The organism is Chryseobacterium sp. G0201 (assembly GCF_003815655.1).
Taxonomy (GTDB): Bacteria; Bacteroidota; Bacteroidia; order Flavobacteriales; family Weeksellaceae; genus Chryseobacterium.
Genome location: NZ_CP033917.1, coordinates 3,666,162 through 3,684,512, shown reverse-complemented (window position 1 = coordinate 3,684,512; position 18,351 = coordinate 3,666,162). Strand labels below are relative to the sequence as shown.

Sequence of the window (18,351 nt, the reverse complement as noted above, 5' to 3'; positions counted from 1 at the left end):
ATGGGAGCATAAACAATATTCAGGGATGGTAATACCTACAAACTCAACACTATGAAATTAGACCACAGTTAATTTCGAAAGATAATCGCCATAAATGGCTTACTCATTCACAGCAAACCCATTAATCTATTGAAGCCAAGCAGAAAGCCCCCACTGAATCATTTATGGGTTTTGATGCTCATACAGTAAAAAACATCCGCGATGCTTCTATTTTTTCAACATTAATTTTTCAATCATGACTTTACGACCTATAAATAATTCGTGTCATTCACATGCAGGTATTTTTTTTAAAATACCTGCATTATTTTTCATACTTCTTCTGCTTGCATCTGTTACAAAAGCCGCCGATCTGTATTGGATTGGAGGCTCGGGCAATTGGAGTGACCTCAACCATTGGTCGCTATCATCGGGGAATGCAGGCGAAAGTTTATCACCTAGTATTCCGCAGTCTGGTGATCACGTAATCTTTGATAAAAACGCTGGTTTTACTCCCAACAGTAAAACGGTTATCATCAATCAAACTTCTGTTTGCAATACAATTACTGTTGCAGGAAGTACAGTAAGCCCAGTATTTGACGGTGGTGTTCTTGAAATAAAAGGTAGTGCTTACTATCAGACAGGAACCACGCTGAATAATCAGATTTATTTTACTTCATCTGCGAATAGAAACCTGATTGCCTTTAATGATGGTGTAACAGGAACAGCCAATTTTTATTTTAATGGCAGCGGTTCCTGGCTGGTTTCAGGTTCATTGGTGAATACTGGAAGAATTTATTTTACAAGGGGATCACTGGATTTTGGTTCCAGTAATATTACTTCGGGTATTTTTGCTGAATCAGGCTGTTGTGGTTCCGTCCCTTTTTCAATGACAGAACCAAGAAGTTTAAATTTAGGAACCAGCACCATTACCCTTATTTCCAGAAACTCGCAAGGTTCAGGTTCTTGGGTATATTCAGGCACTAACCTGAATGCAGGCACTTCACAAATCAATATAACCCAGGCAACCGATGATGGCTATGGAGCGGACTTTTATGGAAAAAATGGACATATTTACTATAATCTGGCTTTCACCAGTACAGCGATTCCAGTGGGTTACAACAGACCCTCTATCGCGCAGGGCAACATGACTTTTAATAAAGTCACATTTGCTTCTTGGGGGGCTATTACCACTTCAAATGTAATCAACCAGCTAGTGCTTGCCAATGGCGGAAAATACCAAGTGGCTGACCAGACCATTAATTTCATAACCGATAATACGCCGGATTGTCAAAGCAAATGGGAATTAACCGGATATGGAACCGCATCAACACTAAAAAGCCCGAATCCAATTACATTAACAAATGCCGCGATTACTAATATTAAAATCGCGGGAACCGGACCATTTTTAGCCAATAACAGTGTGGATATGGGCGGTAATACAGGCTGGACATTTTCGAGCGCCCTTAAAAATCTGTATTGGATTGGAGGCGGTGGTAACTGGACAGACCACTTGCACTGGACAACCAATAGCGATGGAACACCAATTTCAGGAGGATGTCTACCGACCAGAAACGATAACGTATTTTTCAATCAATTTTCCGGTGCAATCTCTCCTGCCTCTCCGGTAATTGTTAATACTAATACCGCGGAATGTAACAATATCACATGGAACAATGTTACGGGTACACCTGTATTTAATTCAGCCAGCGCATCAAATGCACTGAATATTTATGGATCAAGCGTTTGGCAGAGTGGCTTGCTTTATGAGGTTGCTGTTACGAATTACAGGAGTTCAAATATTGGAAAAACCCTTACCTCTAACGGTGTAACTATTCAGGGAAACACTCACTTTTCAGGCAGCGGGGGATGGGTTCTTAGTGATGAATTTTCAAGTCCGGCCAATGATCTCAATCTGACCAGTGGCAATTTAAATATAAATGATCAGGCTCTAACCCTAAAGAATTTTGGGCCTTTAGATAAAGGGACAGGGGTACGCACATTAACTCTTGGAAATTCCATTATAACGGTTCACGGAAATTGGGCATATATCAGTTATGGCGGTCCGCCCATTAATCTGAATGCGGGTAAAAGTCAGATCAATTTAACATCCGGCAAAGCAAACTTCTATTATGATTCAGGATTGAATTACTATGATTTGACGTTTTCTAATAGCGCAGGGCTTTCGACTTTGACTTCATTGCCCTATAGTACAACGACTCCCTGCATATTCAATGTTTTAACTTTTGCCGGTAGTGGTAATATAAATCCAACAGGTAGTCCAACCCCATTAAACATCAACACCCTTAAGTTGGCAGCTACTAAAAAGTTTGTTTTAGGAACAAATATGGAAGTTAAGCTTGATAAGCTGTTGATTTCAGGTCCTGCCTGTTCCGGTTTGCTTGAGATCAGCTCTTACTTATCCGGTACAAGGGCAAAATTAAATCTTATAAATCCTACAACAATCACCAATGCCAAAATAACAGATATTAATGCATCAGGTTCACCTTTAAACGTTACGGGAGGAATAGATGGGAGAAATAATTTGAATGTTTCAATTAGCCCGATAACAACGCGCAGCTTTTATTGGATCAGTGGATCAGGAAATTGGAGTGATCCTGCACATTGGTCTTTAAACCAAGATGGAACTTCAAGTACAGGTGGCGGTTGTATACCCGGCGCTGCTGACAATGTTTTCTTTAACCAGTATTCAGGAATAAATTATACAGTTAATCTCGACATTCCTGCTTCATGTAATAACATGAAATGGGAAGAAGTTACTGGAAATACACCTGTTTTAAAAGGTCTTATCGAAAACCCGCTTACGATTGGAGGCTCATTGGTTTTACAAACAGGAATGAATTTCAATGTTGAACGACTAAATTTTTCCAGCATAAATTCTGACAATACCATCACCACAAATGGGGTCCACCTATATTACGATGGCGTTAACCGTTCAAATAAAGGCGTTTTTTTTAATAATACCTCCGGAACATGGCGGCTATCGGATACATTCAATGTAAAAAACTTTGGAGTTATTAATGGAACACTTAATACCGCCAACCAAATTATTAATGCTGAAAATTATAATTCGGAATATGATCCCTCAGGCATAAATCCTAATTTAGTTTTAGGATCATCAACCCTTAATATAAGTGGATATTGGGATGGCGGTTACATAAAAAAAATAAATGCAGGTACAAGTATCATTAATATGATAGGGAGTATGCCTGCATCAAATTCTTCAGACGGAGGTGTAAACAATTACCAATTTAGATCAACTCCCGGACTCATTTTTAATGACCTCAACTTCAAGAATACGGTATTACCCGGTAAAATACTTGGCTATGATGCCAACATCGGTAATACCTTTAATGCTGTTACTTTTGCCGGTGAGTCCGCTATTAATGGATCAAACACTTTCAATATCCTCGCTCTTGCTGTGAATAAAAACAGCCATTTGATGGCGGGCTCTACTCAAATCGTAAACCAACTGATCAACAATTCATCCTGCGGCAGCTGGGATTTTGATAATAATTGTATATCTGATAACGGGGGCTGCAATTCTATCCTTAATGCTACAATCATTAGTGCTTCAAATATTAATTTATCCCATGTAAGATTAAGTGGGATTTCGGTTACGGGGAAGGGATCATTTATCGCATCAGGAGTAGATATGGGAAATAATGCCGGATGGAGCTTTTCTTCACCTGCCCCGAATAACCTGTACTGGATTGGAGGAAATGGAAATTGGAATGATCCATCACACTGGACCACCAATAGCGATGGAACCTCATCTGGTGACAATTGTATTCCTACCCGTTTTGACAACGTTTTCTTCAACCGTTTTTCTGGCGAAAGTCCTGCTGTTAACATTTCAGGACAAGCAGATTTCCACAATATGAGTTGGGAGGGTGTAAAAGGGGCTCCCTCAATTGGGGGAACACTTTCTTGTTATGGTTCAATGACCTTGCAATCTTCTCTAACGCATAGCGGAGGAATTAATTTCCTTTCTTTAGATCAAGAGGAAACCATAACAACTAATGGCGCTATTGTAGCTAACAATTACGATATTAATTTTTCCGCTCCAGGAAGCTATACTTTTATAGATGATTTTACGACAAATTCGAGAATAAATTTCACCAAAGGAACCCTCAATACTAACGGAAAAACGGTAACTGCATTATCCTTTAATGGGCAAAATACAAATGAGGGTCAATCTTTAATACTCGGCTCTTCCAATATTTATTTAAGCTATGGAAGCGAGGGCTGGTCGTATACGGCTGATAATTTAGATGCAGGAACAAGCCACATTTATTTATCTGCACATTATTTTAAGGGTAAAGATGGCTCACGTTACAATGCTGTAACTTTCGACGCAGCAGCCAACCAGACCAACTTCCTGTATGGTTCAATTTTCGTTAATGAGTTAATTTTTGCCTCCAAAAATTCCACTTATCAAATTGAGTCCGGAAAAACCATTACCGTTGAAAAGGCTCTTCAAATGAGCGGTAATAATTGTGCCACTGTTCAGTTGCAGTCTACGATAGCAGGCAAACAGGCAAGTATATGTTTGAAAGCAGGCAATGCGACTTTTAATTTCATATCTATACAAGATATTGAGGCAGGCTGTCTTCCTTTTAAAATTTTGCCCCAAAGTACCGATGCAGGAAATAATAAGAATATTTTTTTTCAACCCATCCTCGGAACAGGCATCGGTGTGTTGGGTTCGGACATTACCCTTTGCGCCAGTAATCTTCCGATCGTAGTAAGTGGAAGCTCATTTATGCCCAACAGCGATTCAAAAATTCAATGGAGCAACGTAGGGACAGGCGAGATGTTAGGAAGCGAAATTACACAGACCATTACTGCCGGCGGAACATACCGTATAAAAGTCATTTATGGCGAGAACTGTTCTGTGTCGGATGATATTGTAATTATTTCAAATCCGCAGGCAGATGAGCTGGATATAATTGCACCAAGCGTAAACAATTGCAGTAAAAAAAATAGCGTCTTTTTGACTGCATCGTTACCTCCCTCTAGTAACGTTACAAACCCTGTATTCTCCTGGTATGATAATCCTTTGCAGGATAACGTTTTAGGCACAGGCGCAGTGTTTCAGGTTTCACCACTTTCAAAAAGATCGTATTGGGTAACAGTTAAAGGAGGTAATGCCTGCGAGAGTAATGTAAAAGAAGTTAAAGTAACTTTTGAAAGTCTGCCAAAGCCCATAGTGATCATATCACAGCCAACCTGCGAGCGTATTACCGGGCACATTGATATTACCCCAAATGAAGGAGTTACCTATAGTATCAATGGTAGTCCGTATTCTGCCGACAACCATTTTGACTTAGCACCTGGTAATTATTCCATAACTGCTCAAAATAGTGAAGGATGTATAAGCGAGCCAACTCTTATCAACGTAAATCCACAGCCTGCACTGCCTACTGCCAGCATTCGTTATAGTGCAAATGAATTTCAGGCAACAGGAAATATTGAGGTGATTCAAAACGGGCAGACTGGCGGAATGTACTCAGCCGCTCCTATGGGACTCATCATTGATGCTAAAACGGGAACCGTAGATTTGGCGCATAGTTCGCCGAACCAGCTTTATCTGGTTACCTATACCTTTACAAACGGCGTATGCTCTTCAACTGTAAATACCAAGGTAAAAATTAATTCAACACCCGCAATTATTGCTTACCCACTTTCTGATTACTGCGCTGTTGGTACGGTCAAAATTACTCATACAGGTCCAACAGGTGGAAAATATTCTGCCATTTCGCCTTCGTTGAAAATTGATGAGTTAACGGGCAGTATTGATTTATCGCGGAGTCTGGCCGGTCGCTATACCGTTACCTATACTTATATGGATGGGTCTTTAGCGTCTAAAACAGCCACCATGATTACAATTAATGCTTTACCGGTAATTACCATATCCAGTGATAAGGGGACAACAATTCCAAAGGGACAGACCATTACCCTTACCGCAACAGGCGGAATAAGCTTTGCCTGGATTGGCCCCAATATTATTAGCGGACAAAATACCGGAACAATCCAGATCAAGCCCTTACAAACCGCAACATATTCCGTAATCGCTACCAATGTTCACGGATGCAGCGAAGTAATGGATATTACTATACAGGTAACAGAGCGCCAATCTCTAATCCCCAATAACGTAATTACGCCCAATGGGGACGGTAAAAACGACACATGGGTCATTAAAAATATTGAACAATATCCCAATAATAAAGTAAGACTTTATGACCGTGCGGGCCGTCTGCTTTTTAGCAAAACAGCTTATAATAATGATTGGAATGGGACCTGGAATGGAAAACAGCTCAATGAAGATGCTTACGTCTACATCATAGATATGGGTAACAACCTGGGCATTATTAGGGGAACCGTTTCAGTTATAAGGGATAATCAATAATAATTACAAAAATTATTCAAAAAGGATTAGAAGATGGCGTGTTTACTTCATCTCCTCCAATTTAGTTTACTTAAAACAAAGAAAAATGAAAACCACTAAATATATGATCATCGCAGCAGGGATATTTCTGGTGACTAAAACCTATGCGCAGCTTAATCCAATGGGAAGTTCCTATTATCAAAACCAATATCTGGCTAATCCTGCAATGGCGGGGATAACAAAAGGATGGCAAATGGCAGGAAGTTATAAAGCCCAATGGACAGCAATAGAAGGCGCGCCCTCTATGCAGTCTTTTTCAGTAGCCTATGGCACCTTAAATAATAAAATCGGTTTGGGACTGAATTTTTACACGGAACGGGCGGGCGTTATCGGCCGGAATACAGCCCGGGTAACCTATGCTTACCATTTACCTTTAAATAACGAAAATAATTTTATTGACTTCGGCATTACTGCTGGCATTACCAGTGAATGGATTGATTATCAGGAAGTCGTCGCCCAGGGAGATGATCAAAGTATTTCTAATTTTAACAACCGTCCCTTATATATTGACGGAGATTTTGGGTTCAGTTACAGAAACGAAAAACTAACCTTGCAGGGAAGTTTATCTAACCTAAAGAGGCTGTTAGACCGCGATTTTAAAAGAAATGTGGCTGATCGTTCCCTTTACATGGGAGCGGTTAGTTACAAATTTATGTTTGCAGGGAATCCCATAAACTCTATTGTGCCAAAGGTCATGTACCGGGGCGTAGAAAACTTCCGCAACATGATAGACCTTGGCACTCAGATCGAATGCTATCAGGAAAAATTTATGATAAACGCCATCTATCACAGCACAGGCAGTTGTACTATTGGCTTAGGTACTCAGTACAATAACCAGCTGCGCATTTTATGCTTTTACACAACGGGTACCATAGACTTACAAAAATACAGCAATGGTGAGTTTGAGATCGCCTTCCATTACAGTTTTAAATAATCGATAAAGAAGATCCTTCTACAAATAAGCCCATTCAACAATTTGTTTAAGGGTCTTCTTTATTTCTGTTTGTGCTTCCTCTTTTCTGATATCAATTCCGCACATAAGGCCATTATTGGTGTGCGCTATCAAGGTCATATAATAAATCCCCCCAATCAAAAGCGCTGCAACTGGCCGAATTTTTATATCCTTGTCTTTAAAGTATTCATCCGCAATTTCATTTAAAAATTGCTCACCAAATAGCTCACGTTTCTGATTTAATTCCTCAAGGGCTGCTGAACGCTCAGACACTCCCCAGCTAATGATCCAACGTAATTCTTCATCATCTATAAGAGAATCCAACTGTTTTTCCAGTAAACTACATAGCATTTGCTGCCCGAAGTCATCTTTGCTTTTCTCAATAATTTCTTGAGTGTACTCTCCGTTGCTGCTCCAATAATCACGACTATTTAAGTAATCTTTAACCAGCCCTTCTAAACCGCCAAAATATTCATAAATGAGTTTCCGGTCAACATTTGCTTTTGTAGCTACCTTGGTTATATTTAAACCTGTAAAACCTTCTTCCTTTAAAATCAATCCCACCGCGGTCAAAAATTTGTCCTTTGTTCTTTCCTTATCCCTGATAGGGCCACTTGCAATTTTTCTAGTCATTTTTCAAGGGATTTATATTGCAATTTTCGAATTTTCATCTGTAATTCAAAGTTATTTATTGTTTAATCTCTGACTTTCCTTTATCAAAATCTAACCTTGTTAGAAAGATTAATATCTGTAGCTTTACTTTTATCTTGCGCTGAGTTAGTTGAAAGTGGATTACTCTCCTCTTCTTTTGTATTTTCAGCATTAATAGATAACATGATTTTTCTTTCTATTGCAGCCAGTTCCGTTTTTAGCACACTAAGCGGCGCTTCCTTGTTCCAAGTTGAATTTGCAATATCCTCAAGCACAGACAGATCTTTCTCTAGTCCTGGAATTTCTGTCTTTTCCTTTTCAATTAAAACGGGGATTTTATCCAGCGCATTGAGAAAGTTCATAGAGGCTAATTTAGGATCAGCTGCCATCTGGCCGTTGTTATAAGAGTATTTCAGGTTGCTTTCACCCGTAACAAAGAAGCGGTTCAGTTTAACATTCACCCCTTCCTTTTCTGAAACTTCTGTTTTTACAAGAAGCAAAAATCCATATAATGTTCCAATTTCCCGGTATTCCCCCCCAGTTCTGGCATTTTCTGCGAGATCATTAAGCTTAGCTCCAATCTGTTTTACATCTGCATTAGCAGGCAGCCCTGTTAATTCAATCGCATTTACGACGCTACCATCACTATGCTTTTGTATTCTTTTTTGCAGATTGTCCCAATCAAGGATAAATCTTTCCAGCCTGGATTTCGATTCTGTTAATGTACTCAATGTATCATCAAGTTTATATTTTGACATCAATTTCGAGCGGATAAAAGACTGTCTCTCACTTTCCAGACCTGCAATCTGCTTTTCTAGTTTAGCCTTGTCCAATAAATCGGTATTTCCTGAAAGTATTGCCACATATTCAGAATAATTCATCCCTGATTGCTCATCCATCCCACCCTCATCTATCGTTCGTTTTCCCAGATTATTATTTTTAAGCTGGCTGATGAAAAGCTGTTTGTTAAATAAAAGATTAAACTTATAACTGTCTAAAGATTTTTCAACCGCATAGATGAGAATATCTACTTTATTATTAGCAAAATGTTTGGCAATCCGGTTACCTTTTCGTACTGCCCTTCCGTGACGTTGTTCCAAGTCGCTTGGACGCCAAGGCGTATCCAAGTCATGTACGGCCACAGCACGTTCCTGTGCGTTAACGGCCGTCCCCAGCATTTCAGTCGAACCAATCATCACCCTGATCCGTCCCTCATTCATCGCAGTAATAAATTCTTTCCGCATTTTGTCATTCTTAGCTTCCTGAATAAACCGTATTTCATGGGTGGGAATACCATAATCGTTGACCAGTTTTCTTTTAATCTCGGAATAAACATTCCATTCACCGGGCTTGTATGTGCCTAAATCTGAAAAAACGAATTGGGTACCTTTCTGCGCATCAAACTCCTTATAATACTTTGCGATACTGGCAGCACAGTGTGAGGCTTTGTTATCGGGATGGTCTTCATAAATCGGACTGATTAACCGCATATCCAAAGACATCTTTCGGGCATAATCAGTAGCAATCAGCATTTTAGCCTTTTCTTCTGACTTTGACAATGGTGCCCGACCAAGAAGTGTAGCATCTCCTGTCTTTGCAAACTGCATCAGTTTTTTAATAAAAACTTCCTGATCAGGTGTCGGCGGGATGTTATAGAAGATCTCGTTTTTTTCAGGTCGGTCAATACCAATATCCTTTGCGGTCCGGTAATCGGTAATCTCTGAGTAAAACTGCGCCAGCTCTGGTACTTTGATGAAGTAACGGAAACGCTCTTTTTGTACAATATTATTGGCGACAGAAAACTCATAATCTGAGGTTTTTCTTGCATAAATAGCAGCCCAGGCATCAAAGCAGGTAATCCCCTGCTTCTCCATTGCTTTTGGCCGCAGGTATTTGAACAATAGATAAAGTTCAGTGAGTGAATTGCTGATGGTTGTACCGGAAAGAAAGGTAGCACCCAGGTCTTTGCCGGTTCTCTCCTGAATAGTCCGTAGGGCAAACAGCAGGTTCATTGCCTTTTGACTCCCCTGCATATTGCCAAGTCCCGAAACCCGTTCATGCCGGGTATTAAACATCAGATTTTTAAACTTGTGGCTTTCATCCACCAAAAGATGATCGATCCCCATCATTTTGAAATCAACAACATCATCTTTTCGGTTTTCAATATCATGTTCCAGCGTTTTGAGCTTTACTTCAAGGTTCTTCTTCCGAACAATAACTCCTTTAAGCATCGCTCCTGAGATTTCTTTGCCTTGCGCCTTTAAAGCATTTAAATTGTCTTCCACACTTTGCAATTCTGTCTCCAGAATTTCCTTTTGCAGTTCCGGAGACTGTGGAATCATACCGAACTGATCGTGGGTGAGGATAATGCAGTCCCAATCATTATTTTTAATATCTCCAAAAATTCGCTGGCGTTTACTTGGAGTAAAATCTTCTTTGCCGGGATACAGGATCTTAGCATGTGGATAAGCTTTCCGGTAGGTATCGGCAATCTCGTGTACATTGGCTTTTAAACCAATAATCATCGGTTTATGCGCGAGTTCAAGTCGCTTCATCTCATGCGCACCACAACACATAATCAATGTTTTACCTGCACCCACTTCATGATCGCAGATAGCCCCTGCATTGAGCTTAATCATCCACACCGCATCTTTTTGACTGGCATAAAGATCTTCGATACCTAACGCCTTTCGGTCAAGCCCGGGGAAGTCCTGATGGCTTCCATCATACCCAGGTCTTACAAAACAGTTAAAGGTATCATTGTACTTATCTGTGAGTTCCTTTTTAAAATCTACATTTTGCTCATGTAACCAATCCGTAAAAGCTTTTCTAATTTCATCGATTTTCGTGTTGGCCAATTGAATAGCTTCCATGTCACGCACTTTGACCTCCCGATCCCCAACCTGAATGGTTTTGGTAATATCAGGGGCGGTGTTGACTAGTGCGTTTTTAAAAAGAGCAATACCATCAAATGTCCGGCTTTCTGATTTTATTGCATGCTTTTCACTAATAAGGATATTTTTTTTCTCACAGTTAACCGAAAAATCATCGGTATTCTCATTGTAATAAATCCTCACCTCTGTATCAAAAAGATGAGAGGCAAATCTGCTATAAATATCAGTTTGTATCCACCGTTCACCTAAATTAAAATCCAGTTCCTCAAATTCAATCCGCCGAGGTATCGCCTGCTCCAAGGCTTTTACGCTTTCTTTCGCCTCTCTATCATTTGGGTTTATTAGTAAATAATCTTCAATTTCTTTGATCTTTTCAACTACATTACCTGAGACGAACTGCTCTATAATCTCGTATTCTTTCTCTATAGGATTAAACAGAATCCTTCCTTCAAGTCTTGATTTCACTTCCTCCTCAGAAAGGTTACTGATCCGGGACATATACCTCAGATTGACCTTACCATAGCGATTTAGTGAGGCAGCTAATGCCTCACCGGGGTTATCTGTTGCAAGGGTTGCCTGAGAAAAACTGACCGGATGATGGAAAATATCAGCTTTATGAATGACTCCGCCAACAACACGTTCCAGATAAGGCATCTCGTTTCCTGCGCTGTCTGTTTTAATCAGTTTAATATTTTCAGCGGTGTTTAGATTTCCAAACATTTTCACATAAGAATCATAGAGGCGGTTCAATGTTTCCCTTGCTTCCCTATCTTCAAGATGGTTTTGAGCTTCTTTTTGGTAGAGATCGATATAAGTATCTCTTAAAAATATATAAGCTTCAGCTCGCGATTTTTGAAGAGACGATAATGCCAAAGGTTGGAAAATAGCATTTACTCTATCCGATTTAATACTCTTCAGATAACCCACTAATCCACGATCAGTTACCAAACTGTCATTGCGGTGAAAGTTTTGAATTTCTCCACTATATGGCTCAGAACCCATTTTAGCATCAGCCTGGGTGCTTCCCTGGCCACCACCACTTATAGAGAACAGATCCCCGATAGCTTGCACTTTATTTCGATTATTTGGGTGATCACTGAGCAAAACCTTAGACTGCGGCACATCACTGAATAAGTTGGACTGATAGGAACTGGGTGCCTTTTTCTTCTGGCTTTTATACTTGTTTGCTGGAATCGCAGCTAGCGGTTTTACCACAGGATCTTCAAAGAGTTCAAACAGGCTTAACTGTACCTCATTAACGGCAGCTGGTAGTATAGGTTTTTTCTCCGGTTCTCTCTTCAAGACCGGTTTTACTACCGCAGGAATAGTTACTTCAGGTGTGATTCCGATTTCTTCAGAAACCTCATTTTTTAGGTCTCCTTTATATAATTTTAAATCAAGAAATTTACTGAAGTCATCGTCCAGAATTTTTTTAAGGTCACTTGAAATCCCATTTACTCCGCCCCCGTGAGTATAAATCAAAGCAGGATGACCGTAAGGGTCAGTACCTACAACCTCTGAGCTATGCACAATTCGGCGGTTATCCCCAAAAAAAGCGTTGCCGGGAGTATTATACTCGGTCAAGACACTTTGGCAAAACATTTCTTCGGCTTCCGTCAAGTTCTGTTTTATGCTATTTTTTTGGAGAATAATTAAATCGCTGCCAACCTCAGTTCCAGCGTAATCTGAAAACAGATTATTGGGCAGACGAATGGCGGACACCAGATTATTATCCTTCATTAAAGCTCTGCGGATAGGCTCATTTTTGGCACTGTTAAGTATCCCCTGCGAGGTTATAAAAGCCAGAACTCCACCCTCACGAAGCATATCAGCTCCTTTCAAAAAGAAATAATTATGGATGTTTCTGGCTGCCTGAATTTTTGCCTCATCCCTGCTTCTGGAAAACGAAAGGTCAAAAACAGAAATGTCACCAAACGGAATATTACTGGCCACCACATCATAGCTGTTTTTCTCCGATTCGTCGATCTCCTCAAAACCACTGTTCCGGATATCATAATCAGGATAAAGCGGTTTAAGCACCAGCGCCGTGAGCAGATCCTTTTCATAGGCAGTAATATGGCCTATCTTTTGGTTGGAAAAAGAATTTAAAAATGCGCCAATACCGGCCGATGGTTCAAGAAACTTTTGAATGTTTACGCCTCTGCTTTCTAAACTGTCTGCTATAACATCAACAACTTCTGGAGGCGTATAAAATGCTGACAGGACAGATCCCCGCATGCTCTCAACATAACGGCGATACTGCTTTTCATCGGAAGTGTTATTTTTTAGAAGACGGTGAAGCTCCTGCGTAAGTGGAAAAAGATCATGTTCTGTTTTTCGCCAGTGGTTGATATCAATCTCATTTTCCACCGGATTGAGGATAAATTTTAACCCTCCAAATCCGCTGTATAAAAGTAAATGTTTCTGTTCTGTCTGGGTAGCTGGTCGTTTTTCTCTCTCTAACCTAAAGGCGGTAGAAAGTGCTTCAATATTATGGCGAAGATGCTCTCTTTTATTGAAGGCCATGTTCTTCAATCCAGAGTTGAATCCTGCCCGTTAATTCTGTATACAGCAAATCATACTGTATGTCATTAGCAAAGTCGTCGCTCAGCGCGTAACCTTTGAAAACAGATTCACAAACAGGAAACATTTGTAAAGCAAATGGCCGCAACTCCTCATCGGCCATAATCGTGTCGAACTCATTACAGACAACCTGCAAGATCGTATCAAACTTTGATAAATGCAGGTTTTCAAATAAGATAAAATCTGCAATTTCATTACACTGTTCAATTGTATTTCCAGAAAGAAATGCACCCTCATAGGCGTTCGCAGCCAAAGCAGACCGCAGAGAAACAAATGTCGGGTCTGTTGATAGTTCCGGAAAACTGTTATTAATATGTTCCTGTAATCTTAAGGTGAAATACGAAAGGTCATTTTGTGTTGTTTTCATAAAATATTCTATTTAATGATTATAATTATTACGCTTGAAAAGTGCCCAGTCAGATGATATTTAGATATTGTGCCGCAGCTTAATATTGACATAAATCAATTTTTATTGATATTTTAGTACTTCATCTCTAAAAAATAATTCCATGAAAGAACTATTAGAAAAAATCAATGTAGAGTTAGAAAAATTCATAACGGATGCTGATCTACAAGTAGAAAAAGGAAATAAAGCAGCAGGGACAAGAGCACGTAAATCAGCTTTGGAACTGAGTAAATTATTTAAGAATTTTAGAAAAATTTCGGTCGAAGAAGCTAAAAAGTAAAAAAATCCCTGTTTTGCCATAGGGATTTTCCCATAGTTAAAAGCCCACGATGAAAGTGGGCTTTGCTTAAAATTTTGTTTTACTTTTTTAGGAATTTGTTATTTTCAAATTCAAAAGTTGTTTCTGCTTTTTCATTCAATACAATGCGTGCATCAAATTTTTTGCCGGCCTTGCTTGTCATTCCTTTTAAGATTGTGGTCTTTCCTTTAATAATAAGATTTTCTACCTCCTTTAAATTTAATTGAACCCCACAGATACTACGAAACAAGACCCATTGACATACAACATCGGGACATTTAACAATCTTATCCCGGATAATTAGATGCCTGGTTTTACATTTTGGACAAATTAATTCAGGTAATTTTTCACTACTTATAGAAGCTGATAATAATTCATCAGTAATTAAGCGGGTATAATGCTCGATCTCGTTTTGGAAAATTTCGCTGGAGGTTTCGCCGTTTTCGATCTTTTGTAAAGCAAGTTCCCATTCGCCCGTCATCGCTACATCTGCAATCTTCTTTTCCTTAATAAAGTTGTAAACTTTGAGTCCCTTTTCTGTTGGAAGAAGTGATTTTTTTTCTCGTATGATGTAATCGCGGCTAAATAAAGTTTCTATAATGGCCGCACGCGTTGCAGGCGTACCGATGCCAATGTTTTGAAGCACTTTACGTTCTTCATCGTTTTCAATTTCCTTTCCGCACATTTCCATAGCAGATAGTAAACTTGCCTCACTATACAGGGGCGGCGCTTTGGTCTGTTTCTCGAGAACACCAGCTTCCTTGATGACTAAATCATCACCGGCTTTAAGTACTGGAAGTGGCTCTAAACCATCTTCACTTTCATCACTGAAGTTCCCCTGAATGATGCGCCACCCTGGTTCAATGATCTGCGTGCCTTTGGAGGAAAATTCATAATGAAGAACTTCTGTAATGATTGTGGTAATTTCTTTTTTGCAGGGTGAACAGACAGATTCCAACAGGCGAAGGGCGATCATATCATAAACGGCTGATTCGTTTCCAGACAATGCCGTAGGAATTTTATCCGTAATGAGTAAACCATGATGGTCGGTTACCTTTAAATCATTAACGATCCTTTTGCTAAAGTGACCCCACTTTAATTTTGAGACAGCTTCGATTAAAGACTTGCGGTCATTCAATGCCTTAATCAAATGTGGAACATCAACCCACACATCTTCTGGAATATAGCAGCTTCCCGTGCGTGGATAGGTAATAAACTGCTTTTCGTAAAGACTTTGAGCAATATTTAAAGTTTCTTCGGCAGTAAGATTCAGCTCCTTATTGCATTCCTTTTGTAAACCGGTTAAATCAAACAACAGCGGTGACTGCTCTGAAACCTTTTTTGTCTCAGCACTCCTAACCGTAACTGTTCCTTTACTAATGATTAATTTTAATGCATCCTCCGCTTTTTTCTGATCATTCCATCTGGTTTGAGAGCTACTTTTAAAAGTTATCAACTCTTTGGTATGGTTCAATTGAATCTGCCAGTATTTCTGGACGGAAAAATTTTTATTATCAATAAATCTTTTACAGATCAGTGCCAATGTTGGTGTCTGAACCCTCCCTAATGAATAGATGCCGTATCCGGCAGAAATCGTCAGCGCTTGTGAAGCATTAATACCTACCAGCCAGTCTGCCTGGCTCCTGCTTTGTGCAGCATAAAACAAATTATCAAAATCATTTCCCGCCTTAAGGTTCATAAAGCCCTGTTTGATGGCCTTTTCCGTCAGAGAACTGATCCACAAACGTTCAAATGGTTTATTGCATTTTAGGTATTGATAGATATATCGGAAGATCAGTTCGCCCTCGCGTCCCGCATCTGTTGCTACAATAATGCTCTCACACTCTTTTATTTTCCTTTCAATGACTTTAAGCTGTTTTAATGCGCCAAGATCAGCTACGTAAGACTTTTCCTTTTTTATTTTCCTAATGGTCAGTTCAAATGGATTGGGAAGAATCGGTAGGGATTCTTTATTGAAGCCAGCTATACCGTAATCTTCAGGCATAGCTAAGGTGATCAGATGTCCGAAGGCCCATGTTACGCAATATGAATTTCCGGATAGATAACCATCATGTTTTTCACAAGCGCCCAATAAGGCGGCAATTTCGCGGCCAACACTTGGCTTTTCTGCGATTATTAATTTCATATTAATTAGGTTTTAATGTTAGTATACCCGAATTATGCTTTAAGACCTCTTTTCTTAGCGGGCTCCTTTTTCTCTGCCTGTTGATCCGCTTGTTTCTTACTATCCGGCTCCTTCTGTCCTGATTTTAATGGCTCTGTAATATTTTTTGTAGCCTCATTGGTCTTTCCTTCTGAATTAACTGCAACCTGCGTTTTGTATTCTTCTGATGGTTGGGCGCTTGCTTTTATCTCGTTGGGATTATTAAAAGTGAAATCTGTTCTTCCCGTTTCTATATTAAGAGTGATGTAACCCTCATATTCCTTTCCTTTTTTATCCACTAACCCCGATATTTTCACGCTCTTTCCATCTTTTAGATCTGCATGCTGTTTATCAGTTAGCTCCTTATCCCTGAAAACTTTCGGAATTTCTTTAACCTGATTATCCTGTAGTTTTGCCACAATGGTGTTGTCAAACAAAAATTGCACATAACGTTTTTCTGCATTAAACTGCACACGTCCGTCAAAGGGCTCCCCTTTATTTGAGGTCATTCCTTCCAGATAAAGGGGTTTACCTTCCATCAAAGTCTGCTTTTGTTCGGTATTCAATACAAGCCCTTTGAGCTTGTCTGGGATCTTGATCCTATCTGTTCTTAAAGCCACGATTTCATTTGTCAGCTTATCAATACTAATGATAGAGGGAATTTTTTCTCCATTTTTAAGATTATCAAGTTCAACTACTCGGCCCATATTTCCCGTTTCCAGCAAATTCTTTTTGTCTTCATTTGTGAACTCATGTCCGAAGAACTTATAGTCTAAATTGGGTTCTTTACGGATTCCGTGAATGGCAACGGTAACTTCACCCTCGGCGTTCCTTTGCAGAGATAGTCTAGCATCCATTCGGGTGATTACCGTACCAAGATTAAGACTAACAGGAATAAGTTTATCTGTTTTAAAGCCTTTTAATAAATCCTCCAAGACGTTCATTTTCTCTAACTTTTCCTGATTAAGACCAAGCTTGGACATGGTATTCCAATCGATGTCTTCTGCCTTATAGCGATTTTCTGTTTGAGCCGGTGCATTTTGACTGGTTTCCGGCGTATTTTGCCCAGCTTGCTGGTTTGTTTGTTGCGTTTCCATATTATTTTGATTTTGAGGTTTATTTTCATGCTGTTTCTCAGCATCTATTAGATATTTAGAAAGGATTTTACTGCCTTTTTCAGAGGGAGCATCAATAGACTTTTGAATTTCATCAGCAGTGTTAAGTGCAATTTTAAAGGGTACCTTAAAAAATGAAAATTTGGTCGGGTTTTTAAGCTGGCTGATAAAATTGGAAAAGAAGTTGGAAAACACATCTCCATGCTTATCCACTCTCATAAACTGGTTCTCATTCTTCTTATCAGTTGATAAAGTTTCCAGCTCACCATTTTTTCCAATTCCCTTTACAGCTTCAATTCTCATTTTTTCCTTGTTTAGAACCAGCAAAATATCGGACAGCTGATCCGGGGATAACGGGCCAGGCACTTCTTGTTTAGAGGTTTGTGTTGTTTGGGCTTCTTCACTCATGATATGATTGTTTAAGATTTATGATCAAAAGTATCAGTCATATCACCTTGTAACCTTGAATTGGCTTTGTAGTGGTACTATTTGTCTTTTATTGGCCCTATTTTGGGCTCATATTGTTAGAACTATTGTGTATAAAACTTCTCACATCAGATAATTTGTAATACAATTTGCCACTAATAGTGAAATACTTCAATTTCCCAGAAGAGCGGTAGCGCTGTAGCGTCCGCTGACTAATTTTAAGCGTGTGCAGTACATCCTGATTATCCAATAGCTCTTCATCGTCCAATACCATACGATCTCGCGCGTTCAAATTCATTTGATCAGAAAGGATATCAAATCGCTGCATAATTCTTTTCATCCAAAAGCTAAATTCCATTTTGTCTATTTCCATGGCTCTTAATTTTTTTCGTTTGTACTCACTTTGTAAACCCG

9 protein-coding genes are annotated in these 18,351 nt (G+C 39.4%); 3 read left to right on the top strand and 6 right to left on the bottom strand.

What is annotated here, in order from left to right; translation table 11 throughout:
* The first annotated feature begins 235 nt into the window (after positions 1-235).
* Both EG348_RS16525 and EG348_RS16520 read left to right on the top strand, forming a co-directional pair.
* On the top strand, positions 236-6,409 hold the full coding sequence (locus EG348_RS16525; RefSeq protein WP_123984078.1) for a gliding motility-associated C-terminal domain-containing protein: 6,174 nt from the start codon (positions 236-238) through the stop codon (positions 6,407-6,409).
* Between the two features lie 85 nt (positions 6,410-6,494).
* Positions 6,495-7,382 (top strand): PorP/SprF family type IX secretion system membrane protein, encoded by an 888-nt coding sequence (locus tag EG348_RS16520; protein ID WP_228414767.1) that lies wholly within the window; start codon positions 6,495-6,497, stop codon positions 7,380-7,382.
* 18 nt (positions 7,383-7,400) lie between these two features.
* Here EG348_RS16520 and EG348_RS16515 read toward each other — a convergent pair whose 3' ends face one another.
* From EG348_RS16515 to EG348_RS16505, 3 genes are all read right to left on the bottom strand, one after another.
* A complete protein-coding gene (locus tag EG348_RS16515) occupies positions 7,401-8,033 on the bottom strand; it encodes a TetR/AcrR family transcriptional regulator (RefSeq protein ID WP_123984077.1) in 633 nt (210 codons plus the stop codon).
* Between the two features lie 83 nt (positions 8,034-8,116).
* Complete coding sequence (locus EG348_RS16510) at positions 8,117-13,471, bottom strand: N-6 DNA methylase (protein WP_123984076.1); 5,355 nt, start codon at positions 13,469-13,471, stop codon at positions 8,117-8,119.
* Positions 13,458-13,895 (bottom strand): DUF1896 domain-containing protein, encoded by a 438-nt coding sequence (locus tag EG348_RS16505; RefSeq protein ID WP_123984075.1) that lies wholly within the window; start codon positions 13,893-13,895, stop codon positions 13,458-13,460. The genes EG348_RS16510 and EG348_RS16505 overlap by 14 nt, the downstream gene beginning before the upstream one ends.
* Before the next feature lie 142 nt (positions 13,896-14,037).
* On the opposite strand from EG348_RS16505, the gene EG348_RS16500 reads away from it, so the two are divergent.
* The gene (locus tag EG348_RS16500; protein WP_123984074.1) at positions 14,038-14,214 is read left to right on the top strand and encodes a histone H1; all 177 of its coding nucleotides are present in this window, start codon (positions 14,038-14,040) and stop codon (positions 14,212-14,214) included.
* Positions 14,215-14,293: 79 nt separating this feature from the next.
* Here EG348_RS16500 and EG348_RS16495 read toward each other — a convergent pair whose 3' ends face one another.
* The 3 genes from EG348_RS16495 to EG348_RS16485 all read right to left on the bottom strand — a co-directional run bounded on the left by EG348_RS16495 (position 14,294) and on the right by EG348_RS16485 (position 18,310).
* Positions 14,294-16,378, bottom strand: a complete 2,085-nt coding sequence (locus EG348_RS16495) for a type IA DNA topoisomerase (RefSeq protein ID WP_123984073.1) — start codon at positions 16,376-16,378, stop codon at positions 14,294-14,296.
* Between the two features lie 32 nt (positions 16,379-16,410).
* Complete coding sequence (locus EG348_RS16490) at positions 16,411-17,919, bottom strand: DUF4099 domain-containing protein (RefSeq protein WP_123984072.1); 1,509 nt, start codon at positions 17,917-17,919, stop codon at positions 16,411-16,413.
* A 97-nt stretch (positions 17,920-18,016) separates the two neighbouring features.
* Positions 18,017-18,310 carry a helix-turn-helix domain-containing protein gene (locus EG348_RS16485; RefSeq protein WP_054510997.1) on the bottom strand — a complete coding sequence of 98 codons (294 nt, stop codon included), beginning with the start codon at positions 18,308-18,310 and terminating at the stop codon, positions 18,017-18,019.
* Between the last annotated feature and the right edge of the window lie 41 nt (positions 18,311-18,351).

Excerpts from the sequence above, each read along its gene's own strand:
- EG348_RS16515 (WP_123984077.1), bottom strand. The coding sequence starts at position 8,033 with ATGACTAGAAAAATTGCAAGTGGCCCTATCAGGGATAAGGAAAGAACA.
- EG348_RS16525 (WP_123984078.1), top strand. The coding sequence starts at position 236 with ATGACTTTACGACCTATAAATAATTCGTGTCATTCACATGCAGGTATT.
- EG348_RS16500 (WP_123984074.1), top strand. The coding sequence starts at position 14,038 with ATGAAAGAACTATTAGAAAAAATCAATGTAGAGTTAGAAAAATTCATA.
- EG348_RS16505 (WP_123984075.1), bottom strand. The coding sequence starts at position 13,895 with ATGAAAACAACACAAAATGACCTTTCGTATTTCACCTTAAGATTACAG.
- EG348_RS16520 (WP_228414767.1), top strand. The coding sequence starts at position 6,495 with ATGAAAACCACTAAATATATGATCATCGCAGCAGGGATATTTCTGGTG.
- EG348_RS16495 (WP_123984073.1), bottom strand. The coding sequence starts at position 16,378 with ATGAAATTAATAATCGCAGAAAAGCCAAGTGTTGGCCGCGAAATTGCC.
- EG348_RS16490 (WP_123984072.1), bottom strand. The coding sequence starts at position 17,919 with ATGAGTGAAGAAGCCCAAACAACACAAACCTCTAAACAAGAAGTGCCT.
- EG348_RS16510 (WP_123984076.1), bottom strand. The coding sequence starts at position 13,471 with ATGGCCTTCAATAAAAGAGAGCATCTTCGCCATAATATTGAAGCACTT.
- EG348_RS16485 (WP_054510997.1), bottom strand. The coding sequence starts at position 18,310 with ATGGAAATAGACAAAATGGAATTTAGCTTTTGGATGAAAAGAATTATG.